This window comes from Mucilaginibacter sediminis, from assembly GCF_051903035.1.
Classification (GTDB): Bacteria; Bacteroidota; Bacteroidia; order Sphingobacteriales; family Sphingobacteriaceae; genus Mucilaginibacter.
Genome location: NZ_CP170602.1, coordinates 1,865,110 through 1,889,577, shown reverse-complemented (window position 1 = coordinate 1,889,577; position 24,468 = coordinate 1,865,110). Strand labels below are relative to the sequence as shown.

General features: G+C 41.7%; 23 protein-coding genes. 9 read left to right on the top strand and 14 right to left on the bottom strand.

Annotation, left to right across the window (positions count from 1 at the left end; all coding sequences use genetic code 11):
• Positions 1-127: 127 nt before the first annotated feature.
• Positions 128-949 (bottom strand): pyrroline-5-carboxylate reductase, encoded by an 822-nt coding sequence (gene proC / locus ACFGVS_RS07345; protein ID WP_274212903.1) that lies wholly within the window; start codon positions 947-949, stop codon positions 128-130.
• The gene (gene argB, locus ACFGVS_RS07340; protein WP_439698081.1) at positions 946-1,791 is read right to left on the bottom strand and encodes an acetylglutamate kinase; all 846 of its coding nucleotides are present in this window, start codon (positions 1,789-1,791) and stop codon (positions 946-948) included. Before argB ends, proC begins: the two co-directional genes overlap by 4 nt.
• Positions 1,792-1,994: 203 nt before the next feature.
• Here argB and ACFGVS_RS07335 point away from each other — a divergent pair, with 203 nt between their 5' ends.
• Both ACFGVS_RS07335 and ACFGVS_RS07330 read left to right on the top strand, forming a co-directional pair.
• The gene (locus tag ACFGVS_RS07335) at positions 1,995-3,293 is read left to right on the top strand and encodes an NAD(P)/FAD-dependent oxidoreductase (RefSeq protein ID WP_439698080.1); all 1,299 of its coding nucleotides are present in this window, start codon (positions 1,995-1,997) and stop codon (positions 3,291-3,293) included.
• Between the two features lie 56 nt (positions 3,294-3,349).
• Positions 3,350-4,594, top strand: a complete 1,245-nt coding sequence (locus ACFGVS_RS07330; RefSeq protein ID WP_090647141.1) for a cation:proton antiporter — start codon at positions 3,350-3,352, stop codon at positions 4,592-4,594.
• Positions 4,595-4,597: 3 nt separating this feature from the next.
• On the opposite strand, the gene ACFGVS_RS07325 is transcribed toward ACFGVS_RS07330, so the two are convergent.
• From ACFGVS_RS07325 to ACFGVS_RS07285, 9 genes are all read right to left on the bottom strand, one after another.
• Positions 4,598-5,206 carry an FMN-binding negative transcriptional regulator gene (locus ACFGVS_RS07325; RefSeq protein WP_439698079.1) on the bottom strand — a complete coding sequence of 203 codons (609 nt, stop codon included), beginning with the start codon at positions 5,204-5,206 and terminating at the stop codon, positions 4,598-4,600.
• 57 nt (positions 5,207-5,263) lie between these two features.
• Positions 5,264-6,211, bottom strand: a complete 948-nt coding sequence (locus ACFGVS_RS07320) for an N-acetylornithine carbamoyltransferase (protein WP_439698078.1) — start codon at positions 6,209-6,211, stop codon at positions 5,264-5,266.
• A gap of 26 nt (positions 6,212-6,237) precedes the next feature.
• Entirely contained in the window at positions 6,238-7,365 is a 1,128-nt protein-coding gene (locus ACFGVS_RS07315; RefSeq protein ID WP_439698077.1) for an aspartate aminotransferase family protein, read from the bottom strand.
• A 157-nt stretch (positions 7,366-7,522) separates the two neighbouring features.
• On the bottom strand, positions 7,523-8,560 hold the full coding sequence (gene argC / locus ACFGVS_RS07310; RefSeq protein WP_439698076.1) for an N-acetyl-gamma-glutamyl-phosphate reductase: 1,038 nt from the start codon (positions 8,558-8,560) through the stop codon (positions 7,523-7,525).
• Between the two features lie 30 nt (positions 8,561-8,590).
• The gene (locus ACFGVS_RS07305; protein WP_439698075.1) at positions 8,591-8,995 is read right to left on the bottom strand and encodes a cupin domain-containing protein; all 405 of its coding nucleotides are present in this window, start codon (positions 8,993-8,995) and stop codon (positions 8,591-8,593) included.
• 2 nt (positions 8,996-8,997) lie between these two features.
• A complete protein-coding gene (gene argG, locus ACFGVS_RS07300; protein WP_439698074.1) occupies positions 8,998-10,224 on the bottom strand; it encodes an argininosuccinate synthase in 1,227 nt (408 codons plus the stop codon).
• A 33-nt stretch (positions 10,225-10,257) separates the two neighbouring features.
• A complete protein-coding gene (locus ACFGVS_RS07295) occupies positions 10,258-10,623 on the bottom strand; it encodes a four helix bundle protein (protein ID WP_439698073.1) in 366 nt (121 codons plus the stop codon).
• Between the two features lie 72 nt (positions 10,624-10,695).
• Positions 10,696-11,337 carry a GNAT family N-acetyltransferase gene (locus tag ACFGVS_RS07290; protein ID WP_439698072.1) on the bottom strand — a complete coding sequence of 214 codons (642 nt, stop codon included), beginning with the start codon at positions 11,335-11,337 and terminating at the stop codon, positions 10,696-10,698.
• A 573-nt stretch (positions 11,338-11,910) separates the two neighbouring features.
• A complete protein-coding gene (locus ACFGVS_RS07285) occupies positions 11,911-12,174 on the bottom strand; it encodes a CHC2 zinc finger domain-containing protein (RefSeq protein ID WP_177183788.1) in 264 nt (87 codons plus the stop codon).
• 199 nt (positions 12,175-12,373) lie between these two features.
• Here ACFGVS_RS07285 and ACFGVS_RS07280 point away from each other — a divergent pair, with 199 nt between their 5' ends.
• The gene (locus tag ACFGVS_RS07280; RefSeq protein ID WP_439698071.1) at positions 12,374-13,381 is read left to right on the top strand and encodes a GntR family transcriptional regulator; all 1,008 of its coding nucleotides are present in this window, start codon (positions 12,374-12,376) and stop codon (positions 13,379-13,381) included.
• Between the two features lie 19 nt (positions 13,382-13,400).
• Here the strand turns inward: ACFGVS_RS07280 and ACFGVS_RS07275 are convergent, their stop codons facing one another.
• On the bottom strand, positions 13,401-14,432 hold the full coding sequence (locus ACFGVS_RS07275) for a GntR family transcriptional regulator (RefSeq protein WP_439698070.1): 1,032 nt from the start codon (positions 14,430-14,432) through the stop codon (positions 13,401-13,403).
• A gap of 222 nt (positions 14,433-14,654) precedes the next feature.
• On the opposite strand from ACFGVS_RS07275, the gene rhaM reads away from it, so the two are divergent.
• Positions 14,655-14,969: an L-rhamnose mutarotase gene (gene rhaM, locus ACFGVS_RS07270; protein WP_439698069.1), complete on the top strand. Its 315-nt coding sequence runs from the start codon at positions 14,655-14,657 to the stop codon at positions 14,967-14,969.
• Between the two features lie 102 nt (positions 14,970-15,071).
• Here rhaM and ACFGVS_RS07265 read toward each other — a convergent pair whose 3' ends face one another.
• The gene (locus ACFGVS_RS07265) at positions 15,072-15,641 is read right to left on the bottom strand and encodes a Crp/Fnr family transcriptional regulator (protein WP_090648007.1); all 570 of its coding nucleotides are present in this window, start codon (positions 15,639-15,641) and stop codon (positions 15,072-15,074) included.
• Between the two features lie 32 nt (positions 15,642-15,673).
• Positions 15,674-17,119 (bottom strand): MFS transporter, encoded by a 1,446-nt coding sequence (locus tag ACFGVS_RS07260; RefSeq protein ID WP_439698068.1) that lies wholly within the window; start codon positions 17,117-17,119, stop codon positions 15,674-15,676.
• Positions 17,120-17,371: 252 nt separating this feature from the next.
• Here ACFGVS_RS07260 and ACFGVS_RS07255 point away from each other — a divergent pair, with 252 nt between their 5' ends.
• From ACFGVS_RS07255 to ACFGVS_RS07235, 5 genes are read left to right on the top strand one after another with little or no spacing between them, the layout of a single operon-like run.
• On the top strand, positions 17,372-18,718 hold the full coding sequence (locus ACFGVS_RS07255) for a rhamnogalacturonan acetylesterase (protein ID WP_439698067.1): 1,347 nt from the start codon (positions 17,372-17,374) through the stop codon (positions 18,716-18,718).
• A 14-nt stretch (positions 18,719-18,732) separates the two neighbouring features.
• Positions 18,733-19,962, top strand: a complete 1,230-nt coding sequence (locus tag ACFGVS_RS07250) for an oligogalacturonate lyase family protein (RefSeq protein ID WP_439698066.1) — start codon at positions 18,733-18,735, stop codon at positions 19,960-19,962.
• Between the two features lie 10 nt (positions 19,963-19,972).
• On the top strand, positions 19,973-22,831 hold the full coding sequence (locus ACFGVS_RS07245; RefSeq protein ID WP_439698065.1) for a glycosyl hydrolase: 2,859 nt from the start codon (positions 19,973-19,975) through the stop codon (positions 22,829-22,831).
• A 7-nt stretch (positions 22,832-22,838) separates the two neighbouring features.
• On the top strand, positions 22,839-23,609 hold the full coding sequence (locus ACFGVS_RS07240; RefSeq protein ID WP_439698064.1) for a rhamnogalacturonan acetylesterase: 771 nt from the start codon (positions 22,839-22,841) through the stop codon (positions 23,607-23,609).
• Positions 23,610-23,622: 13 nt separating this feature from the next.
• Positions 23,623-24,429, top strand: a complete 807-nt coding sequence (locus ACFGVS_RS07235; RefSeq protein WP_439698063.1) for a rhamnogalacturonan acetylesterase — start codon at positions 23,623-23,625, stop codon at positions 24,427-24,429.
• The last annotated feature ends 39 nt before the right edge of the window (positions 24,430-24,468 follow it).

Genomic DNA, 24,468 nt, shown 5'->3' with positions numbered 1-24,468 from the left:
CTGCCTTTACGCCAATCAAACTCGTAAAATTCGAAAAAACTGGCACTAATTAGTGTATTGCAGCATTGTCTTGAACCAATCTAATTCGTGTAATTAGAAAAAATCTGTGACAATTTGTGTGTCAATATTAATGCTCTTCCTTTTTATAAAGGTCGCCGGCCTTTTCGGCAGATAACTTAATGCCCTTTATCATGGCCGAACTAAAGCCATTGTGTTCCATCTCGTTAAGCCCGGCAATGGTACAACCGCTTGGCGAGGTTACCTTATCAATTTCCTGTTCGGGGTGCGATGATAGCTGCAATAACAAATCGGCAGCGCCTTTGGCCGTTTGCGCAGCCATCTTCAAGGCGTCGCCGGCGTGGAAACCAATCTCGGTGCCGCCTTGCGATGCAGCGCGGATAGAGCGCAAAAAGAAGGCGATACCGCAGGCACAAAGTGCGGTAGCCGATGTCATTAATTCTTCATTAATCTGAATGCTTACACCAACGGTATCAAAAAGTGATTTTACCAGGTTGATATTTTTATTGGTACCGTTATCGGTGGCAATACAAGTCATGGAGTGGCCAATGGCTATCGCCGTATTAGGCATAGCACGCACCACCTGTACGTTTAATTCCAATTGCTGGCGAATGTCGCTGCAACTAACGCCGGATATTACTGATATCAGGAGTTGTTTTTCGGGCTTGATGGCGGGCCTTATCTCGTCAAGTAACTTATTCAATTGCTGTGGCAAAACTGCCAAAACTATAATATCCGATTTTTTAACGGCTTTTAAATTGTTATCGGTGGTATGATAGCCTAAAGCGGCGTAATCTGCCAGTGCACCTGCATTTCTGCGTGTAAGTGTTATTTGCTGAGGTTTGCAAATACCTGCTTTAACCAACCCTTTGGCTAATGAAAGCCCGATGTTTCCAGAGCCCAAAATGGCTATTTGCTGTGATGCGTTCATGTGGTTTTACTTAAACGAGTTCCAAATGGTTTGTTATTCTTTATATTTCCTAAATCGTCGCTTTTGCCAATTATTACTGCTTTTACGCCGCAGGCTATCGCTGTAAATGCATTATCGAGTTTAGGCAGCATACCGCTGTGTATAATTCGTTCTTTTTTTAATTCTTCGTAGTGCTCCGGGTTAATTTCGCGTATCAATGAATCTTCGTCATCAATATCCTGTAAAACACCCTTTTTCTCAAAGCAATAAATCAGGGTTGTATCATACAACGACGCCAGATTTACCGCTAATGCCGATGCAATAGTATCGGCATTAGTATTTAGCAACTGCCCTTCTCCATCGTGCGTTATCGCGCAAAATACTGGAGTAAAACCCGCCTCCATTAACCTGCTTATATTGCCCGGGTTGATGGAGTTTTCGTCTATATCGCCCACAAAACCATAATCAATAGTTTTTACCGGGCGTTTTTTTGCTTTAATAAAATTACCGTCTGCGCCGGTAAGCCCTATGGCGTTATTGCCAAAGCGTTGTAACTGAGCTACTATGTTTTTATTAATGAGGCCACCGTATACCATGGTAACCACTTTTAACGTTTCTATATCGGTTATGCGCCGGCCATCAACAAGCTTTGCTTCAATGCCCAAATCTCCCGCTATTTGTGTTGCTACCTTACCACCGCCATGTACCAATATTTTAAAGCCATCCAGCGTTTCAAAATCTTTCAGGAAATGATATAAGTTTTCGGAGTTATCTATTACATTTCCGCCGATTTTGATAACATGCAGACTTTTTTTGGCCGCTATTTCGGTCGATTTAATAGAAACTGTATCACTTTTGTTCATTCTTCACAGTAATTTAACACGGCACTTATCAATTTGACTCTGTTTTTAAGAAAAATCTGTTAAAAATAAGAAATTATAGTCTATTTCTTATAAAAATCATTCAAAAATGATTATCTGGTTACAGTATTGTAAGTTTACAATTTGATTATGAAATAATTAGTATACTTCAGTTTAAGGCATTAAACTTGCTGTAAATTTTCCCTATGGATAAAAAGAAAGGTACAAAGCCACGTGTAGTGATCATTGGCGGCGGTTTTGGCGGACTGGAATTAGCTAAAAACCTTAAAAATGCACCGGTAGACGTACTGCTGCTTGATAAACATAATTACCATACATTTCAACCGTTGCTTTACCAGGTAGCTGCCGGTTCCATCGCTGCCGATTCTATTGGTTTTCCAATCCGGAGGATTTTTACAAAGCAAGATAATTTCAGGTTTGCACTGGCAGAAGTTGAACAGATACATCCTGAAACTAATACACTCACCACTAATATTGGCACTGTATATTATGATTACCTGATTATTGCAACAGGATCGAATACTAACTTTTTTGGCAACAAAGAAATTGAGCATTTTGCTATGCCGATGAAGAATATCCCCGAGGCATTAAACCTGCGTAGTTTGATATTGCAAAACCTCGAAATGTCGTTGGTTACCAAAGACCCGGAAGAGAAAGCAGCTTTGATGACTTTTGTTGTAGTAGGCGGAGGGCCAACCGGTGTGGAGTTATCCGGCGCACTTGCCGAAATGCGCCAGTTAATTCTGATGAAGGATTATCACGGCTTACGTAAACATAATATGAAAGTTTACCTGGTTGAGGGTAAGGATGTTGTACTTGGCGCCTTCTCGCAGGCAGCATCGGCAAAAGCAAAAAAGTTTTTAGAAGACATGGACGTCACCATTTACAATAGTGTGCACGTGCAAAGCTACGATGGCGTTTTGCTTAAAATAGATGACGGTACTACCATACTTACCCGCAATGTTTTATGGGCAGCTGGCGTGAAAGGCGAGGTGCCTGCCGGCTTACCCGAGACTAATATTACCAGGGGTAACCGCATACAGGTTGATGAAATTAATAAAGTAAACGGTTATAGTAATATTTTCGCTATTGGCGATGTATCGGCCATGATAACACCCGATACACCAAATGGGCATCCGGGAGTGGCACCTGCGGCTATTCAGCAGGGAGAGTGGCTTGCCAAAAACCTGGTGAGGATATTGAATAACCAGGCTACAGTTCCGTTTAAATATAAAGACAAAGGATCGTTAGCAACAATAGGTCGTAACAAAGCCGTGGCCGATTTGGGCAAGCTGCATTTCCAGGGATTTTTTGCCTGGTTATTGTGGGGCTTTGTCCATTTAATGTCGTTAGCTGGTTTTACCAATAAGGGAATTATATTTTTTAGCTGGGCTATTAACTATTTTAATAAAAACAGCGACAACCGATTGATAGTGCGTTATTTTGATACGGAAACTCGGATGACGGATCCTGAGTCGAAATAAAATCAGTTGTTTAAAACATTGCGGCGTTTATTTTATTAGTTAAAAAGTAAACGCCTATGGATCTGTTTGTTGTTATTGCTTTATTGGTTATCGTAAGCGCATTTTTTTCCTACCTAAATGCGCGCTTTATAAAACTTCCGGGTACCATCGGTATTGTTTTGATAGCCACCATAGTTTCTATTGTTATATTAGTTGTTGATAAACTGGATCCCGCAACAGCCGGGTATTTAACAACCCTTGCCAAGAATATCGATTTCTCGAAGGTGGTGCTCAATATTATGCTGGGTTTCCTGCTGTTTTCCAGCGCGTTTAACCTCGATGGAAAAAAACTTAAAAAAGAAATGCGGCCTGTGCTGGTGCTAAGTACCTTAGGGGTAATATTATCTACTGCCATTTTTGGCTCGCTGTTGTATTACCTGGCTCCATTTTTTCATATTCATATGCCACTTATTTATTGCCTGCTGTTTGGAGCCTTAGTATCGCCAACCGACCCGGTGGCGGTTTCGGCAATTGTTAAAAATTCAAAATTGCCTGCGCACCTGGAAACCATTATTTCGGGCGAATCGCTGTTTAACGATGGCGTAGGTTTGGTGTTATTTGTGATTTTACTTGAAATAACCAATGTAGGCGAAAAAAATATAGAAGCTTCGAAAGTAGTTGTACTCATTTTAAAGGAAGTTTTGCTGGGGATTATAGCAGGAGCTGTTTTTGGGTACCTTGCGCAACGACTGATGAAATCGGTAAAGGATTTTCAAACCATTGTGCTTATCTCGTTGGCATTGGTGATGGGCTTATCGGTATTGGCCACCATTTTCGAATTTTCGATACCGTTAGCAGTGGTGACCGCAGGTCTGTTTGCCGGGAGCCATTCCATCAACCAGGATAATAAAGAGCGGTCGCATGAATCGCTGGAAAAATTTTGGCAATTGGTTGATGAAATGCTGAATACTATTTTGTTTGTAATGATCGGGTTACAGCTTATCAATTTACCATTCGTCAACAACTATTGGGTTACCGGGAGCATATCTATTGTGTTTATCTTGATAGCGCGCTGGCTGAGTATTATGTTGCCGCTTACTTTTTTAAGGCGATCATTAAAGGTAAATTACAGCAATATTAACGTAATGACCTGGGCTGGATTAAGGGGAGGTATCTCCATAGCACTGGCGCTAACTCTGCCAAATACGCCTTACCGTCATCTTATTCTCTCTGGAAGTTATTTTATAGTGATATTCTCGGTAATAGTTCAGGGACTTACACTTAATGCTATGATAAACAGGGCATCTAAGTATATCGAATAAATGCTATTTTAATTTCGACATATATTTGGCGATCTCGCTTTCAGCGGAATCCTCGCTTTTACTTAAGGTGTTGATGATGTTTTCACGCTCAAGTACTGATCTGTTCTGACTTAGCTTTTGTTTGCCTTGCAAATCGTCGACGACGATTTCAAATGCCACAATGCCTTTCATCATCTTTTGCTTGTAATCATCGGGCAGGTTATCCCATTGTTGCAGATAGCCCGCTTCATAGTTGTTTATCATTTTAGCTAACAATTCGGCAGTTTCATTTCCTTCGGCTAATAAACTTGCTTTTCCGTAGGCGTGTACAGCTAAATAATTCCAGGTAGGTACATTAGTTTCCTTTTCGTAATTGCTGGGCGATACGTAAGCATGTGGTTCGGTGAATATCACCAATACGGGTTTATTAATTATAGCCAATGCCTGTGGGTTTGCTTTGGCAAAATGAGATAACAGCACCAGTTTATCATCATGCTGCTCAATCAAAAAGGGGAGGTGGGTAGCAACCGGCACATCATGATCAGCAGTAATAATAGTTGCAAAGCTGTAGCGTTGCATAAAACTTACGGCCTCTTGCTGGTCGGGAAACTTATTGAAAGCTGGTATGTACATAGTTCTCGAGAATCAAGAGTTAAGTTTTTGCTAAATATGTGCATCTATAAAAGCTAACTACAAGCTTTCCAGCATTTGCTTTAGCACTGCCTGGGCCGCCCAAACGCGGTTACCGGCTTCATGTACAACAATGCTGTTAGGCCCGTCCAAAATCTCGTCAGACAGCTCTAAGTTGCGGCGAACGGGTAAGCAATGCATCACCTTAGCATCATTGGTTAATTTCAATTTTTCATTGGTCAGCATCCATTCCTCATTTTTGCCTAATATGTTACCGTACGGCTCATAGGCCGACCAGTTTTTTACGTAGATAAAATCGGCGCCTGCCAATGCCTCATCCTGGTTATAACTGATAGTTGCACCTTGAATGAAATCGGCACAAAGCTCATATCCTTTGGGCTGTACGATGGTAAAATCAACGTCAGCCTTGCACATCCACTCGGAAAATGAATTCGGTACGGCTTGCGGCAGCGGCTTAATATGCGGCGCCCAGGTTAATACAACTTTAGGGCGCGCCGTGGTTTTTAATTCAGTTATGGTAACCAAATCTGCAAGGCTTTGCAAAGGGTGGCGGGTAGCCGATTCCAGGCTCACCACCGGTACTTTGCAAAACTCTACAAACTTGTTAAATATCATTTCGCTATAATCTTCCTTGCGGTTACGCAAGCCGGGGAATGAACGTACGCCAATAATATCGGCATACTGCCCCATAACGCCCGCCGCTTCACGGATATGCTCAACAGTTGTGCCGTCCATTACAACGCCATCGCGTAGCTCCAACGCCCATCCTTCTTTATCGATGTTAAGCACCATCACATTCATGCCCAGGTTAAGGGCCGCTTTTTGCGTGCTCATACGGGTACGCAGGCTTGGGTTTAAAAACACCAATGCAAGGGTTTTATTTTTGCCCAATTCCTGGTTGGCATAAGGGTTTTGCTTAAGCGCCAATGCCTCTTTTACAAGGGCATCAATATCGGTAACGTCGTTTACAGAAGAAAATAGTTTCATCAGTCGGGATTATTATATATTGCGATCTATTGATTTAAAACATCTACAAAGGCTTCCAGGAACCTATCCGCATGAGCCCTGGTTAAGTTCAAAGCAGGTAATAACCTTACTACGTTAGGTTTAGCCTCGCCTGTAAAAATATGGTGTTTAAATAAAAGTTCTTTACGGGCATGGGATAACTCTTCGGGCAATTCAATCCCGATCATCAGACCGCGACCCCTGACTTCTTTTACCTGCTCCAGTTTTTTAAGTTCCTTTATCAGGTACTCGCCAACTGTGGCAGCATTTTGCATCAGGCTGTCCTGTTCCATTACTTCCAACACGGCTAATCCGGCGGCGCAAGCCAAATGGTTGCCACCGAAAGTAGTGCCCAGCATGCCATAAGCCGGCTGTATTTTTGGCGAAATAATGATACCACCAACCGGAAAACCATTGCCCATTCCTTTGGCCATGCTGTATATATCGGCATCAACTCCTGCAAAATCCTGCGAGAAGAATTTACCGGTACGCCCGTAACCACATTGAACCGAGTCGGCTATAAAAACTGCGTTATACTCATCGCATAACGACCGGATTTTTTGCAGAAAACTTTCTGGTGCTACCTGGATACCGCCAACGCCCTGGATGCCCTCGATAATTACAGAGGATATTTCGTTATCGGCAAAAGCCTGTGCCAAAGCAGCCTCATCAGCCCAGGGTAAAAATATTACATTGTCGGTTTCGTTAATAGGGGCAACAATCTTTGGGTTATCGGTAACCGCAACTGCTAAAGATGTACGGCCATGAAATGCCTTGGTAAATGCGATAACTTTCTTTTTGCCATTATAAAACGATGCCAGTTTTAAAGCATTTTCGTTTGCTTCAGCACCCGAATTGCAAAGGAATAGTTGATAATCTTCTTTGCCTGATACTTTGCCTAATTTGGTGGCCAGTTCTTTTTGGATAGGGATTTCGATGGAGTTGGAATAAAAACCCAGTTTGTGCAATTGATCTTCTACGCGCTTCACATAGTGGGGATGTGTGTGCCCGATAGATATTACAGCGTGACCGCCGTACATGTCAAGGTATTCGTTGTCCTGGGCATCATATACAAGGCTACCCTGGCCTCTTACTATATTTATTGGATTGATTGGATATACGTCGAATAATTTCATTTTGTTGAGCTTAAAGCAGAAGGCTGAAGGCCAAAAGCTTTTATTTTCTAATTGTTTTAATAAGGCTAATCAGCATTGCCTTAACTTAATTTATTAGCGCGTTTGTTTGCTGAAACAAATCTTGATTATCATCGGCAACTGTCTTTAAGCTTTCAGCTTAAAACGCAGTCGCCTTAAGTCGTAGCCCTGCGCGCTCGTCCAGCCCGAACATTAAGTTCATGTTTTGTACTGCCTGGCCCGAGGCACCCTTAAGTAAATTATCCATAATGCTGACAATGAATATTTTATTGCCATGTTTTTGTACCTGAATAAAGCATTTGTTGGTGTTTACAATTTGCTTTAAATCGATATTCCTGTTGGTAACGTGGGTAAATGGATGCCCCTCGTAATAGTTTTGATAGAGCGCTAAAGCTTCGTCTTCGCTTAAATCGTTTTCTGTGTATATTGATGCGATAATGCCACGTGTAAAGTCGCCGCGGTAAGGTACAAAATGGATGGCTTTATCGAAACCAGACTGTAGCTGCTTTAAAGATTGGCCTATCTCATTCAAATGCTGGTGATTAAATACCTTGTAAACAGATAAGTTATCATTTCGCCATGTAAAGTGCGAAGTAGCTGCCAGGCTTTGGCCTGCGCCTGTTGAACCAGTAGTTGCGGTAATGTGTACTTCGTTGTCTAACAATCCTTTTGATGCAAGGGGCAATAATCCCAATTGCAAACAAGTAGCAAAACAACCCGGGTTGGCTATATTTTCTGCTGTTTTAATGGTTTCCCTGTTTAACTCAGGCAAACCGTATGTGAAGTTTTTACTTTTTAATTTTGAATTTTGATTTAAACGAAAGTCCTGGCTAAGGTCAATAATCTTTACTTCGTCTGGAATCTCATTCGCATCCAAAAACTTTTTAGCATCGCCATGGCCTACACAAAGGAATAATACATCAATATCAGTATTAAACTCGGCTACGAATTTCAGGTCGGAATCGCCAAACAAATCGGTATGTACCTCGTAGATATAATTGCCGGCATTGCTGTTGCTATGTACAAATGCAATATCAACGTTAGGGTGGTTAATGAGGATACGCAACATTTCGCCGCCGGTATATCCCGCACCGCCAATAATGCCTGCACGTATAGCCCCTCGACCCCCTGAAGGGGGAGTTGAACTATTTGTTATATCTTTTAAATTATCAGTCATAATATCAATTATTATTCCCCCTTCAGGGGGTTAGGGGGCAACATTGATCCTGTCATTATTTGTTGATGGATATGAATATAAAATAAACTCCAGGTCACTCCGGTCGTTATTACTGATGAAATGTTTTTGCCCCGGTAATATTTCGATGCCTTGTTCCGGCTTTAAAACGGTTGTTTCTCCATCAATGGAGAAAGTTGCCCGCCCTTTCAAAATAAAGAACAATTGAGTTGCCTTTTCATGGTAATGTAATTGTTCAGCCGTGTCTGGCGGCATTAGCTCCTGTTTTACAGATAATGCCTCGGTATCAATAAAAGTCCAGCCGTGGCAGTCATCGCCCCAGTTATAATGCTTCAGGCATTCTCCTTTTGAAAAAGGAGTCCCCCTGCCCCCTAAAGGGGGAGTAGGAATAGCGTTGGTATTTTCTTTATCTCCCATGATTAGTCTTGAGCAATTTTCGCTCCCCCTTCAGGGGGCTGGGGGGCATTTACTTTGTGATAGATCATTACCTGATTACCAAAAATTTTCGAGAAACCTTTAACGTCTTCGCCACTCCAGGAGTTATTCATTTCACCGTAGCTACCAAATTTATTCGACATCAAATCATGATCAGACTCGATACCGATAACCTGGAAACGATATGGGTGTAATTGTACAAATACTTTGCCACTTACATTTAACTGTGTATCGGCTAAAAAAGCCTCCATATTGCGCATAATAGGATCATGGAACTGCCCTTCATGCAGCCAGTTACCGTAGAAAGCAGAAAGCTGGTCTTTCCAGGATAGCTGCCATTTGGTTAGCACGTGTTTCTCTAAAGTATGGTGAGCCTTTATAATTACCATTGGTGCTGCAGCCTCAAAGCCTACCCGGCCTTTAATACCAATAATGGTATCGCCAACGTGAATATCCCTGCCAATGCCATATGGCTGAGCTATGGCCTGCAAAGCCTGGATTGCTTTGGTTGGATGATCATATTTTTCATCGTTAATACCAACTAATTCACCTTTGTCGAAGGTAAGAACAAGATCCTTTACCTCAGATTCGGTTACCTGGGTTGGCCATGCTTCTTCTGGTAAACCTAAGTTAGATGTTAAAGTTTCTTTACCACCTACAGATGTTCCCCAAATGCCTTTGTTAATTGAATACTTGGCTTTCTCGAAGTTCATTTCCACTCCATGATCTTTCAGGTATTGAATTTCCTCTTCGCGGCTTAATTTTAAATCGCGGATAGGAGTGATGATCTTAACTTCGGGAACCAGGATATTGAAAATCATATCGAAACGTACCTGGTCATTACCTGCACCGGTGCTGCCGTGGGCAACAAATTCAGCGCCAATTTCTTTGGCGTAGTTAGCAATGGCAGTAGCCTGGCTAACACGCTCGGCACTTACCGAAAGGGGGTAAGTGTTGTTTTTTAAAACGTTACCATAAATCAAAAAACGAACACAGGTATCGTAAAAGTTTTTAGTTTCATCAACCACATGGTGCGATGTAACGCCCATTTTATAAGCGCGTTCTTCAACCCCTTTTAGTTCCTCGTCGCTAAAGCCACCAGTATTTACAATTACCGAGTGAACTTCATAACCAAGGTCCTGTGTTAAATATATACAGCAAAATGAGGTGTCTAATCCGCCGCTGTATGCTAATACTACTTTCTTTTTCATTCTTTTTAGAGGTAAAAGGTTAAAGGCGAAAGGTTAAAGGTTTTCGCCCCGTAAAAATTTTATGAAGCCAATTAACATGGCTTTTATCTCGTTTATTGCTGTATTAGTATTTTCATAAATTTCTTTTGATATAAATCCCAGGTCATAAATCAGGTAACAAGTATATTCTACTTCATGCGCAGATCCTAAGGCATTGTCAAGATAATGGACAAAATCACGATCCGTATTTTTTCCACAACCTTCTACAATATTCAAAGGAATGGAGTATGTTGATCTGCGCAATTGGTTGGTTAAAGCAAAACGTTCTTCCATAGGCATTATAGGTAAAATGTCAGCATACACCTGCTTCGTAAGCAAATGTGATTTTTTCCAAACATCTAACTTTTTATAATCCCTCATTTAATTCTTCTTTTCTACCCTTCGCCCTTGACCGATGGTTCTACCTTTCGCCCTTAACCTTTCACCTTTTACCTATTCATGACCAATTCGTTTCTTAATCGCATTTTCTATTCTCTCCAATAATGTGGCCTTATGCGTAATGCGTTTCATTTTTTCTTCGTCCTGCTTCATTTTTTCGGCGGGATCGAACAGCATGGCGGTGCACATGCAGTTTTTGCGGCCTTTGCTCATCAGGATATCGTAATTAACGCAGCTTTTGCAGCCGGCCCAAAAGTTTTCGTCCTGGGTAAGCTCAGAGTAGGTTACAGGCTCGTATCCAATTTCTGAGTTTATTTTCATTACCGCCAGGCCTGTGGTTAGCCCGAATATTTTGGCTTCGGGATATTTTTTACGCGAAAGCTGGAAAATAGCATGCTTAATGGCCTTTGCCAAACCCACTTTGCGGAAGTTAGGGTTAACAATTAGCCCCGAGTTGGCTACAAAATCCCCGTGGCTCCAGGTTTCAATGTAGCAGAAGCCGGCCCACGTACCGTCTTTACGTAAGGCGATAACTGCTTTGCCTTCCAGCATTTTGTTGGCAACATATTCTGGCGACCGTTGCGCAATACCCGTTCCGCGTGCCTTGGCCGATTCGGCCATTTCATCGCAAATCATTGTGGCATAATCTACATGCTGAGCTGTAGCAACCTGAATATCAAAATCTTGTATGGTCATTTAAATAGATAATTACCGTTAAATTAATTGGCTTTTCATCGCCTTAATAATTAGATGGCTTTTTTACAAAGAAGTTTAACAACTCTTTTGCGGGGTTTAGTACGGGAAATTAATTCAAACCCTTGGCATATAGGGCCTTCGTCGGGAAGGGCAGGATAAAAAAACAGTTGAACCCAAAGCAGCGGCAATGGGAGCAAATGTTGCTCTTGTTGCGGGCTTATTTAAGCTTGGTTGATTCATTTTTTTTGAGGTGTTACTGTGTTTTTAATTTGGGTGCAAATTAGGCCATAAATTTTTACTTATCCAAGAAAAAACTTACATTATAACATTTAAATGGAAATGAGATAACACGCCCGTTATTATCCCGGTGAAAAGACGGTAAAATAAATTGCTGCCATTTAATTTTCGTGTGCCCCGAAATTGCCACGAAAACAGTACACAAATACTCAAAATGAAGTCAAAAAGACAGCAAAAAAGTTCAATTAGTTTCAATTTTTGTGCAACTAATTACCACTTTTACGCAATTGCTGACAAATCGAAGATTTTGACTATAACCCCCGATGCCGTACTACTTTATTTTGCCTGGGCGATAAGCCCGATTGCGTCTTCGCGCGATTTATTTTCAATTGCCATCACAAATTCTATCGGGCCGCCGCCTTTGCCACAGCCGAAACATTGAAACATATTTTTTTCTTCGTAAACCATTAATGACGTAGCCTGATCTTTGTGGAAGGGGCACTTACCTTTAAGCGCTTTTCGGCTTACTTCGAGCAGGATGTATTTGGAGACGATTTCTACGAGGTTGGGTTGGACAGGGGTGGAGATAGATTCTGACATAGACATATAAGATGGGCGAAAATAAGAATTAATACGCGTGGTTAAAGCGGTGAACAAAAAAACCTTGCTTTACCTTGCACTATCACAACAAATGGCCTTACCCTGAAAATACCACGATATAGGGTTTACCGCGGAATGATGAGGTATGAGTTAATTTTCCTATTGTTGTAAATCATTAACCTGATATCAGCTAAACCTAATGGGAACAAAACAAATAAATAATTATAGGGTAAAGTCCCTGGTGCAACAAACGGCCAATTCCATTAAAAAAGATATAGATAAAGGCGTTTACCGAAAAAATGAACAACTGTTATCCATAAACCTTTATAGCAAACAATATGGGGTATCAAGGGATACTATTGAAAAAGCCTATATCATTCTAAAACAGGAGGGATATATCCATTCAGTTTCGGGAAAAGGGTATTTTGTAATTGGTAAGCCCGATGTAAGGATGAAGGTTTTATTGTTGTTCAACAAACTGAGCTCTTATAAAAAAAACGTGTATGATGCTATAGTGCAAACCCTGGGCGACAAAGGCAGGGTCGATCTTCATATTCACCACTACAATCCTGCTTTGCTTGAAGAGAGTATAGAAGCTAATTTGGGTAATTACCATTACTACCTGGTGATGCCGCACTTTTTTGACAATGCTAACGAGCTGGAATACTTAAATATTTTAAAAAGAATCCCGGCCGGCCAACTGATATTGGTTGATAAGTACCTCCCCCAATTAAACAATGTTTCTGCAGTATTCCAGGACTTCAGAAACGATATTTATGGTGCGTTAAATGAAGTTACCTATCATTTAGCAAAATATGAACGAGTAGCAGTTATTTTCCCTTTCAACCGCCACCATCCGCCTGAGATAAAAGATGGTATCGCCCAGTTTTGTGAAGAGAACCAAAAGAAATTTGAAGTTGTTTCGTCAGTTAAACTGGATGAGCTAAAAAAAGCAACTGTATATATTGTACTTGCCGAGGATGATTTAGCCGACCTGATTAAAGCTGTCAGGATCACCGGCAACAAATTAGGGAAAGATATAGGCATTATATCCTTCAACGAAACTGTATTTAAAGAACTGCTGGATATCACCGTAATATCTACCGACTTTGAAGAAATGGGCCGGAAAACTGCAGAGCTCATGCTCCAAAATAAAGCAGCTGTTATCAAAAATGAATTTAAGATCATTATCCGGAAATCATTATAATACTTGTCGTGGTACAGGCTTATAATGATGATCTTAAGGTTAAATAAAATGGCACCTCATACCTGCCTGTATACCCGTTTTTTATAACGTCGGCAGTCATTTCTCCCATTTTTTCAAAATCTGTTGATATGGTGGTTAAGCCGTTTAGTATAATTTTTTTTAGCGGGGTTTCGTTATACGATATCACACCAACATCTTTACCTATCTGCAATTTTGTCGATAGCATCCGTTCAATCAAAACAACCAGGTCATTCTCCATTAGGTTTATAAAAACCTCGCCTTCGTTTATAGGCTCTCCATGTATATCATGAACAACTTTATAGGTAAAGGCGTACTGGATACAGAAGGTAAAGAAACCTTTTAATATCTCACCCGGAAAATAGGTGTATTCGGGAAATATGATCTTTAACGTATGGTACTTGCTTAGCTGCGGCAACGCCTGCTCCAGGGCATGAAAAATATCTTTTTCAAAATTTTCGTATACCGCGGCGAAGTCGCCTTTTACACCTGGCACAAGTTTGTCGAGTATTATCAGCTTGTCTTTGGGTAAGGTATTGATGATATCATGTACATTTTCGCCACCATCCATAAAGTGCGGTAAAATTACGTAGTGCGTATAATCATTACTATTGTTTTGGATTAGCTTTTTAAAAAACTCAAAATCGTTATTGTATATATAAAAGTCGATAGCGGCCTCATGACCAAGACCATCAACAATGGCATCATATACCAGCTTTTTATGGGTGCTTAACTTATTGAATATTAAAAACACTTTATATTGCTGGCCGGCCTCGGTGTTTTTTATATAATATCCCTTACCCGGTACGGAGCCAAGCAAGCCAATTGACTTTAAGTGTTTATAGGCTTTTTCGGCAGTATCCCGCGATATTTCAAAATTGAGGTTCAGCTCGTTAATGGAGGGTAGTGTTTCATTAATAACCAGTTTCCCTTCGCGTACACTTTTAATAATCGAGTTGGCTAATTGTATGTATTTGGGTGTGGATGAATAATAGTCAATATATATATAATCCAATAATCGCGAAGACTTCATACCTCATCATTAAATCCTGTGCCGGCTATAAACTTAAAAGCAAGTTTAACCGAGCTAAAGTTAAAACTTTTCGCCAGTTAATCATGATGCTACAGGATTGTTAACTGCGAAAAGAAATGTTATTTTGGCAAAACATACAGCGTCGTTTAAATATATATGCGATTTTTGGACGAATCAAATATCAGTAACCAATTGCCGTATTTAACCTTTTAACATTTACCTATGGATCGCGTAGCATTTAAAATGAAGCTTTTTCCGGGCTTTGAACAGGAGTACAAAAAACGCCATGATGAAATATGGCCCGAATTATCGGCGCTGTTAAAAGATACGGGAATAAGCGATTATGCTATCTTCCTGGATGAGGAAACCAACAGCCTGATTGGCGTTTTAAAAGTAGCCGACAAGACCTTACTGGATAATTTACCAGCAGAAGCCGTTATGCAAAAATGGTGGGCTTATATGGGCGATATTATGGAAAGCAATCCCGATAATTCACCGGTAAGTACCCCCCTAAAAGAGGTTTTTTATTTGCCATAATTATTTTAATAAAGGACCATAGGGCTGGTGATTGTACCATTAAGGCTGTAAACTGCTCTGTGAAAGGGTAGCTTTTTTAACCAGCTTGTTGCCCGGGCCATTCTATAATTTTGATTTTAACCTGCTTAATCCTTCTTGTGTAATATTCAAATAGTTAGCCACCAGCCTGTTGGGTAACCGTTTTATTATTTCGGGGTTTTCTTTGAGCAATAATAAATAGCGTTCGGTAGCATCGTTAGTAATAAAACTCATTAACCTGTTGGTGTTAATTACATAAGCGTATTCCAGCTGATGGCGATAAAATTTTTCCCATATAGGCAAAGTTTCTACCAGGTGGTAAAAATCCTTTCTATCCATATATAACAGTTCGGAGTCCATTACTGCTTCAATGTATTCCTTTGATCTATTTTGGGTGATAAAAGACACCATTGACGATGATGCATCATTTTCAAATATGATTCTTCGGGTAACTTCTGTACCAACGTCTTTAATAAAATAGATTCGCAGACAGCCTTTTACAACAAAATACATCCTGTTTGACAAATCTCCTTCATGCAATAAAATTTCTTTCTTTTTAACCGTACGGGGCTTAAAATGCGAAAGAATAAATTGCAAATCTTCATCACTAATTTTAACTTTTTTCTGGATGTACCTGGCTAAGGTTTCTTTCATAAACATTCAATCGAATTTATTACTTATTAAAATTATGCATTTTGTTTCAAGAACTTCGGATAGATCAATAATGCCGCAAACGATGCTATAAATGCGTTTATCAAAAACACTACATGAAAGCCATAGGTTATTGCCTGCGGCGAGCTGCCAATTTTTGAAGTGCCAGACACTCCCGACAACACCGCGAAGATAACGCCCATTACTGTTGTTCCGGTTATTTGCCCTAAAATCCGCGACAGCGATAAAAAGCCACTTAGTAGCCCGCGTTGGTCTGCTGGTGCTATTTCCATTACAACCGTGTTGTTAGGGGTTTTAAAAAAATTCAATCCCAGCGCGATAATTCCTATCCGCCAAAGATAACCTACAATATTATCGGCCGGGGTAATTGTGCTCATGCAAAAGCATCCAATGGCGATGGTAATTACTGCGCAAAACATCACATTTTTTGCACCATACCTGTCGGCAATTTTGCCTGCGTAAATACTAAGTGCAACAGTTAATAAAGGGCCGAATGACATAATTAGCCCAACCTGTATCAGGCTGTAATTAGCTGCTTTTAAAAGATAAAACGGTGGCAATATTACTGTTGTAATAATTACGGTATAAACAAGCACTGTAGTAAACAGGTTTTTGCTAATAAGCCTGTTTTTAAAAATGGCGACGTTTATTAAAGGATGCGCTATTCTTTTCTCAAACCGAATAAATACAACTAAGCCAATAATAGTAACTGCCAATAACGTTAAAACAGTAGTATTGCCAAAACCGCTTTTTTCAATCATGGTCATGCCAAAACAGTAGGATGATAAGGTTGCTGCCAATAAAATTATTCCAACCTTATCAATAGGCATACGTTTTTTAATAGTAGGGCTGTTTATGTATTTATAGCCCAATCCATAAGCCACAATTCCAAAAGGTATGTTTACTAAAAACATAGATTGCCACCCGAAAGTTGAAAGCAATATGCCGCCAATTGTTGGTCCGCCTGCAATACCCAGGGCTGTTATGGTTGATAAAACCCCCATTGTTTTGCCCAACATTTTTTTAGGTGTGAGTTCCGTTGCTATGGCCATACTCAAGGCCAATATTAAGGCTGCCCCCAAACCTTGTAACCCTCGGAATAAGATAAATAATGCTGCACTATTAGATATACCGCAGAGCAAAGATGCTATGGTAAATATAACAATACCCGCCAGGTATAATTTCTTTTTACCTATAATGTCGCCAAGCCGTCCTGCGGCTGTAATTAGAGCGGTAAGTACAAGCAGGTAAGCCAGCACAAACCATTGTGCCGAAGCAAAAGTGGTTTTTAAGCTTTTAATCATTGTTGGCAATCCTGCGCTCACAATACTTGTGTCGAGGTTCATCATAAACAGGCTTATAGAAATACCGGCAATAGCAATTTTTAGTTCGGAAAAATTGCCGGTATAATTTTCTGCAACGTCAGTTCCGGGTAAATACGCTAATGTTTCTGTTTTCATGCCCCAAAATTGGGCAACAGAAAATGAATAAGCATTGATGTGTGTTAAAAAATGAAAGGGTTATCCAATCGGTACATAAAGCATTTGAATCATTCTTAATGAGTTTGAACAGGCAATGAATTTGTTACACAAACAGTATCTTCATTCAGGACAGTGCAGGACGCTGTTTGTGTATCCATGGTATAACTTTATCTATTATAAACCATGCCCCAATTTTGGGCAACCAGATAACCAGGTAAATTAATATTCATCATGATAAAGTCGACTCGCAAGATCTTATTGCCCTGCTTTTGTTTTTTGCTGTGGTTTACCTTACCTGCAACACTTTTGGCACAGGCAGCTAAAACCAGTTTTAAATTTGATTTTGGCAGCGGCAAGGCAGCCGATGGCTATCAAAAGATAGGCTCGGATGTTCAATTTGATGACAATAAAGGTTATGGGTTTGATTTTGACTCAAAAGTAACAGCAGTGGTCCGCAATCCCCGGAAATTGCTTACAGGTGATTACGTAACCAGCGATAAACCTTTCTATTTTTCGGTAAACGTACCCGAAGGCAATTATAAAGTAACACTGCTATTGGGCGACACTAAGGGTAACAGTAATATAACCGTACGTGCAGAATCGCGCAGGCTAATGCTGGAAAAAGTTACAACCAGTAAAGGCAATATAAAACGAGTAAGCTTCATAGTAAATATACGTAAGCCGGATATCGGCACAGGCGGTAAGGTATCCCTTAAACCCCGCGAATTTGGAAAATATGACTGGGATGATAAGCTCAGCCTTGAATTTAATGATACCCTGCCATGTATTGATGCGCTTGAAATAGAAAAGGTGGATGATCAGGTAACTGTTTACCTGGCTGGAAACTCCACCGTGGTTGACCAGGATGACGAGCCCTGGTGCTCATGGGGGCAAATGATCACCAGGTTTTTTAAACCTGGGGTAGCCATTGCTGATCATGCAGAATCGGGACTTTCCCTGGGCAGCTTTTTAAACGGCCACCGTTTGGATAAAATATTGAGTATCATTAAGCCGGGGGATTATCTTTTTATCGAGTTTGGGCATAATGATCAGAAAGAAAAAGGTCCCGAAGATGGCGCCTATAAATCATATACAGATCGCCTAAAGCTGTTCATCAGTAAAATACGGGATAAAAATGCCATCCCGGTTATTGTAACTTCCACCAGTCGCCGCGCTTTTAATGATAGCAGTAAAGTTGTGAATACGCTGGGCGATTACCCGGATGCTGCAAGGAGGGTTGCCAAAGAGCAAAATGTACCGCTGATAGATCTTAACGCCATGACGGCTAAACTTTATGAGGCCCTTGGCAATGAAGGTTCTAAAAAGGCTTTTGTGTGGTATCCGGCCAACTCGTTCCCCAACCAGCCCAAAGACCTGGCAGATAATACCCACTTTAACAGCTATGGAGCTTATGAAATTGCCAAATGTGTTATCGAGGGGATCAAGGGCAATCACCTGGGTATTGAGAAGTATATTATTGACGCACCGCCTTATGATCCATCGCATCCCGACCCTGCCGATACTTTCAACCTGCCAGCCAGCCCCAAAAACAGCACCATAAAACCCGACGGAAACTAATTAAAATCTTAATAATGATAATAAGCAAAAAACTGGCTTTGATAACTTTTGCCCTTTTACAGGTAAGCTTTTTTACCCTAAAAGCTCAGGATTTAATAGAAACAGGGGGCGTAAAACCCATGCCGGCCCAATGGATTGATAAAGAAACCGGGCATAAGGTTGTTCGGCTGGTAAACCGCGAAAATGATAACGGGAGTTTTTATTTTAACAATAATCCCTTTGTTCTCCAGGAAAAGAACGAAGGTGATTTGATGGTGTTTTACGGCAAAACGGATAAGGGTCAGCAACTGTTTACCGTCAACCTGAAAACGTTAAAGACCGACCAGTTAACCAGCTGCGAAAAGGTATCGGGCGAGATGGTTTGCGCTAAAACCCGTGAGGCATTTTACCAAAGCGGCGACAGTATATTTGCCGTAAATGTAAATACTCATAAAACCAGGTTTATTTATGCTTTTGCCCCAGACTTTAAAGGCAGGGTAGGAACCGTAAATGCCGATGGAACTTTTATGGCCTGTGTTAAAGCCACCGGTGAGCAGGAGCGTGAAATACTGGCCAAATATCCCGAAAAACATGATTTTTTTAACCGGATTTATGATGCGCATATCCAGCGTACGCTATATGTGCTTGATGTTAAGCACAAATTATTAAAACAAATACACCAGGAGAACGAATGGACTAATCACCTGCTTTTCTCGCCCACAGATCCAGATAATTTGTCGTACTGTCATGAAGGGCCATGGGAGAAGGTAGACAGGATTTGGAACATCAATATAAAAACCGGCGAAAATAAACTATTGCATAAGCGTACCATGGTAAATGAAATTGCAGGGCATGAGTTTTTTTCGCCGCTTGGTAATACCGAGTGGTTTGATCTGCAAAAACCTAAAGGGCAAACATTTTTCCTGGCGGGCATCAACATGAATACGGGTAAGGAAGACCGCGTTTACCAGATGGACCGTAACGAATGGTCAATCCATTTCAACGTTACCAGGGATGAGCAAACATTTGCAGGTGATGGCGGTAATGCCGGGCAGGTAGCCAAAGCGCCCGATGGCATGTGGATTTACCTTTTTAAACCCAATGGAGATCGTTTTAAATCGGAGAAACTGGTTAATATGAAAAATCACAACTATCACCTGGAACCTAATGTGCATTTTTCGCCCGATGAAAAATGGGTTATCTTCCGGGCCAATTTTGAAGGTCATGAGGGCGTTTATGCGGTTGAAATTGCCAAACACAAATAAAAAAATCTACATGTCGGTATTCAACAAAAACTTCAAAATAGCTGCCGTTTTAGTGCTTTTAATAAGTGCCGAGGAGGCAACAGCCCAGGTAACGTGGCCTGTTATTACCAGGCAAACCAAACCCTGGGCCCGCTGGTGGTGGCAAGGCAGCGATGTAAATAAAAAGGACCTGGCCTGGAATATGCAAAGCTACCATGACGCCGGTTTAGGCGGAATGGAAATAACACCCATTTACGGCGTTAAAGGACACGAGCGTGAGTTTATACCGTATTTGTCGCCCCAATGGGTTGATATGCTGAAATATACACTGCAGGAGGCTAAACGTTTGGATATGGGTATTGACCTGGCTAACGCCACAGGCTGGCCCTTTGGAGGCCCCTGGGTAACAGATCGGGACGCGAGTAAGGAACTCTTCTGGAAAAATTATGACCTGAAGGGCGGGGATAAATTAAATGAACCTGTGGTGTTTGTACAACAACCCCTGGTACGCGCAGACGGCCAGGCGCCAAAGATCACCGACCTGGTTGAGCCCATCAGCGCTAATAAAAACCTGCAATTGATGGCGCTTGACCAGGTGCGGTTTGAAAAACGCATACCACTCACCGTTTTAATGGCCTATGATGGCAAAGGGCAGGCCCTTAACCTGACCGATAAAGTTGAGGCCGATGGCAAACTTAACTGGACCGCACCCGCCGGTAACTGGAAGCTATATGCGCTTTTTATGGGTTGGCACGGTAAAATGGTGGAGCGGGCCGCCCCGGGTGGCGAGGGCTATGTGATTGACCATTTTTCGAAACCGGCGCTTGATCATTACCTGGATAAGTTTAACCAGGCATTCAAAGGCCAGGATGTAAGTGCTATCCGCGCGTTTTTTAACGACTCGTACGAGGTTGACGACGCCCGCGGGCAATCAAATTTTACCCCACAGTTTTTTGACGAGTTTATTAAGCGCCGTGGCTACGATCTTCGGGATCATTTACCGGCCTTATTCGGCAGTGGCGACAAAGAGAACGATAACAGGATATTGTGCGATTACCGTGAAACCATATCCGATTTGTTGCTTGATAATTTTACCAAACCCTGGCACGAATGGGGTAAATCAAAAGGCGCTTTAATCCGTAATCAATCGCACGGTTCGCCATCCAATATACTGGATCTTTACGCGGCTATTGATATTCCCGAAACCGAGGGGAATGATATCCTGCGATTCAAGTTTGCTACCTCGGCGGCACACGTTACAGGTAAACCGCTGGCTTCATCTGAGTCGGCAACCTGGCTTAATGATCATTTTTTGTCGTCATTAGGCGATGTTAAACAGGCTATTGATAAATATTTTGTAGGTGGTGTTAACCATATTTTTTATCATGGTATCAGCTATTCGCCAAAGGATGCCCCCTGGCCGGGTTGGTTGTTTTATGCCGAAGTACATTTTAACCAGACCAATCCGTTCTGGAACGACTTTTCGACCCTTAACCAATACATAACCAATTGCCAGTCGTTTTTGCAACAGGGCAAGCCTGATAATGATGTGCTGGTTTATTATCCCTTGTTTGATAGTTTTTCGGAACCAGGCGAAAAAGGTTTACTGAAGCATTATGATGCCATGAAACCCGATTTTAGCGGTACCGGTTTCGAAAACTCAACCCAGGAGATGCTGAAAAAGGGCTACACTTTTGATTTTATATCAGATAAACAGATAATTGCGCTGCAAGCCACGGGCGCCCGCATAGCTACCGGTGGAATCAGTTACAAAACCATTCTGCTGCCCGATTGCAGGTATATCCCGCAGGAAACATTCCATAAAATAATGGATCTGGCAAAGGCAGGAGCAACAGTGGTGGTGTATAAGAACCTGCTGTTAGATGTGCCTGGATATGCCCGTTTAAATGAGCGGGAAAAAGCATTTAAGGATTTACTGACCGGGTTAAACTTTACCCCGGGGGCCAATGGTGTTAAAATAGCTACGATAGGCAAAGGCAGGTTTTTAATTGCCGATGATATCCCCCCTTTGCTGGATGCCGCGGGAATTAACAGGGAAAGTATGACCGATGATGGACTTCAATTTGTACGCAGAACCTACAAAAACGGCAACAGCTATTTTATCGCCAATAATAGCGATAAAGCGATTGATGGCTGGGTAAGGTTATCAGTTAGTGCAGCGTCGGTAGTGGTATTTGATCCGATGACCAAAAGTTACGGCCTGGCCAGCAACCGGAAACAAGGCAAAGGCCAAACCGGTGTTTACCTGCAACTACAGCCCGGGCAAAGCTGCATTTTGCAAATGTTACCTTCAAAAGTTAATATCGCAAATTATAAATATTACCAGCTTGCCGGTAAACCGGTAAATGTAAATGGCATATGGGCGCTCACATTTACCCAGGGCGGCCCAACCTTGCCGCAACCGGTAAAAACCAGTGAGCTTAAATCATGGACGGCTTTAGGGGGGGATGAATTTAAGGCGTTTTCGGGAACAGGGAGTTATTCAATCACATTCAAAAAACCTGCACAAAATGCGGTAGCCTGGCAGCTGGATTTAGGTAAGGTACATGAAAGTGCCGAAGTTTACCTTAACGGCAAAAAGTTGGCAACGCTGATAGGTGCGCCATATATAATTACCATTTCTTCAGGACAGTTAAGGTTGATCAATCAGTTACAGGTAAAAGTAGCCAACCTGATGGTGAACCGCATTATAGATATGGATAAAAAGAATATCCCCTACAGGATCTTCTATAATACTAATTTTCAGTCACATAGCTCCGGGTCCAAAGGCCAGGATGGGCTTTTTACCGCAATAAACTGGCAGCCAAAGCCATCTGGTTTGGTTGGGCCGGTTACCCTTAGGCCGGCTAAATATTTGCAAATTAAATAGTTATATCATGGTAAAAGCACTAAAATCCCTTTTTATCTTGTTAATGATAGCTTTCGCGGGCCTGGCGTTTGTTAATCAGCAAAAGCCAACATTGTACCTCATCGGGGACTCTACAACCCACAACAGCGATAAGGAAACATGGGGTTGGGGCAGTATCATTCCAAACTATTTTAACCTGTCGAAGATCAATATCGAGAACCATGCAATGGCCGGTCGCAGCACGCGTACTTTTATAAAAGAGGGCAGGTGGAACAAGGTAGATTCCCTGTTAAAGCCCGGCGATTATGTGATGATGGTATTCGGCCATAATGAAGGCAGCCAACCCGATACTACAAAAAAAGGATACCGCGGTGTACTAAAAGGTACAGGCGAGGAAACAGCAGAGCTTACCTGGCCCAATGGGGTAAAAGAAACTGTACACACCTACGGCTGGTATTTTCGCAAATTTATAAGGGAAACCAAAGCTAAAGGCGCTACGCCAATGGTCTTGTCGATGATTCCGCGTAATGAGTTTCGTGATGGTAAAGTGATTCGTGCTGATAATGATTATGGCAAATGGGCACGGGAGGTAGCGCAGCAGGAAGGGGCTATTTTCATTGATATGAACCGGCTTACCGCTGATAAATATGACCAATGGGGCGCCGATTCGGTAAAAAAATTCTTTCCCGGCGATCATACCCATACCAATAAAGCAGGTGCCACTGTAAATGCCGAATCTGTTGCCGAAGGCATCCGGGCCGATCCGAAGAATCCTTTAAATAAATATCTTAAAAACTAACTGGTAAGCTATTATGAAAAATTTAATGCGTAAAAATGCAGGTTTAAGCTTATTGCTGATAGGCATGATCTTGCTATCGTCTTTTATGCTGATAAAACCAGCTGATAAACCAACCTTTTACCTCATCGGCGATTCAACCGTGAAGAATGGTAAAGGAAAAGGTGATGGCGGTTTGTGGGGATGGGGCAACTATATAGCTCCTTATTTTGATACAACCCGGATATCGGTTGAAAACGATGCACTGGGCGGAAGCAGCAGCCGCACATTTCAAACGCTTGGGCTATGGGATAAGGTACTGGCAAAAGTAAAACCCGGCGACTTTGTAATTATGCAATTTGGCCATAACGACGCCGGTGCATTGGATGACACCGCCCGGGCACGCGGAACCATTAAGGGTATTGGCAACGAGCAGCAGGAAATTTACAACCCGAAAAGGAAAATACAGGAGGTGGTACACACTTACGGCTGGTATATGCGCAAATATATTACCGATATAAAGGCCAAAGGCGCAACGCCAATTATTTGTTCGCCAATACCGCGCAATGTTTGGAAGGATGGCAAATCGGCCGGTCGCAACGATGATAACAGTTACGGGCAATGGGCCAGGGAGTTAGGTGAGCAAACCGGTACTTATTTCGTCGATCTGAATAAAATGATAGCCGATGACTATGATGAAGAGGGTGAGGCAAAAGTAAAATCGGTCTATTTTGGTACCGATGCTACCCACACGCTTGAGCCCGGCGCGCAGCTAAATGCAAAATTTGTAGTCCAGGGGATCAGGTCATTCAATAAACTGGCCCTTAATAAATATTTAAAGTAATGCCGCGGTTGTAACCATTGTAGAGACGCATAATTGCGT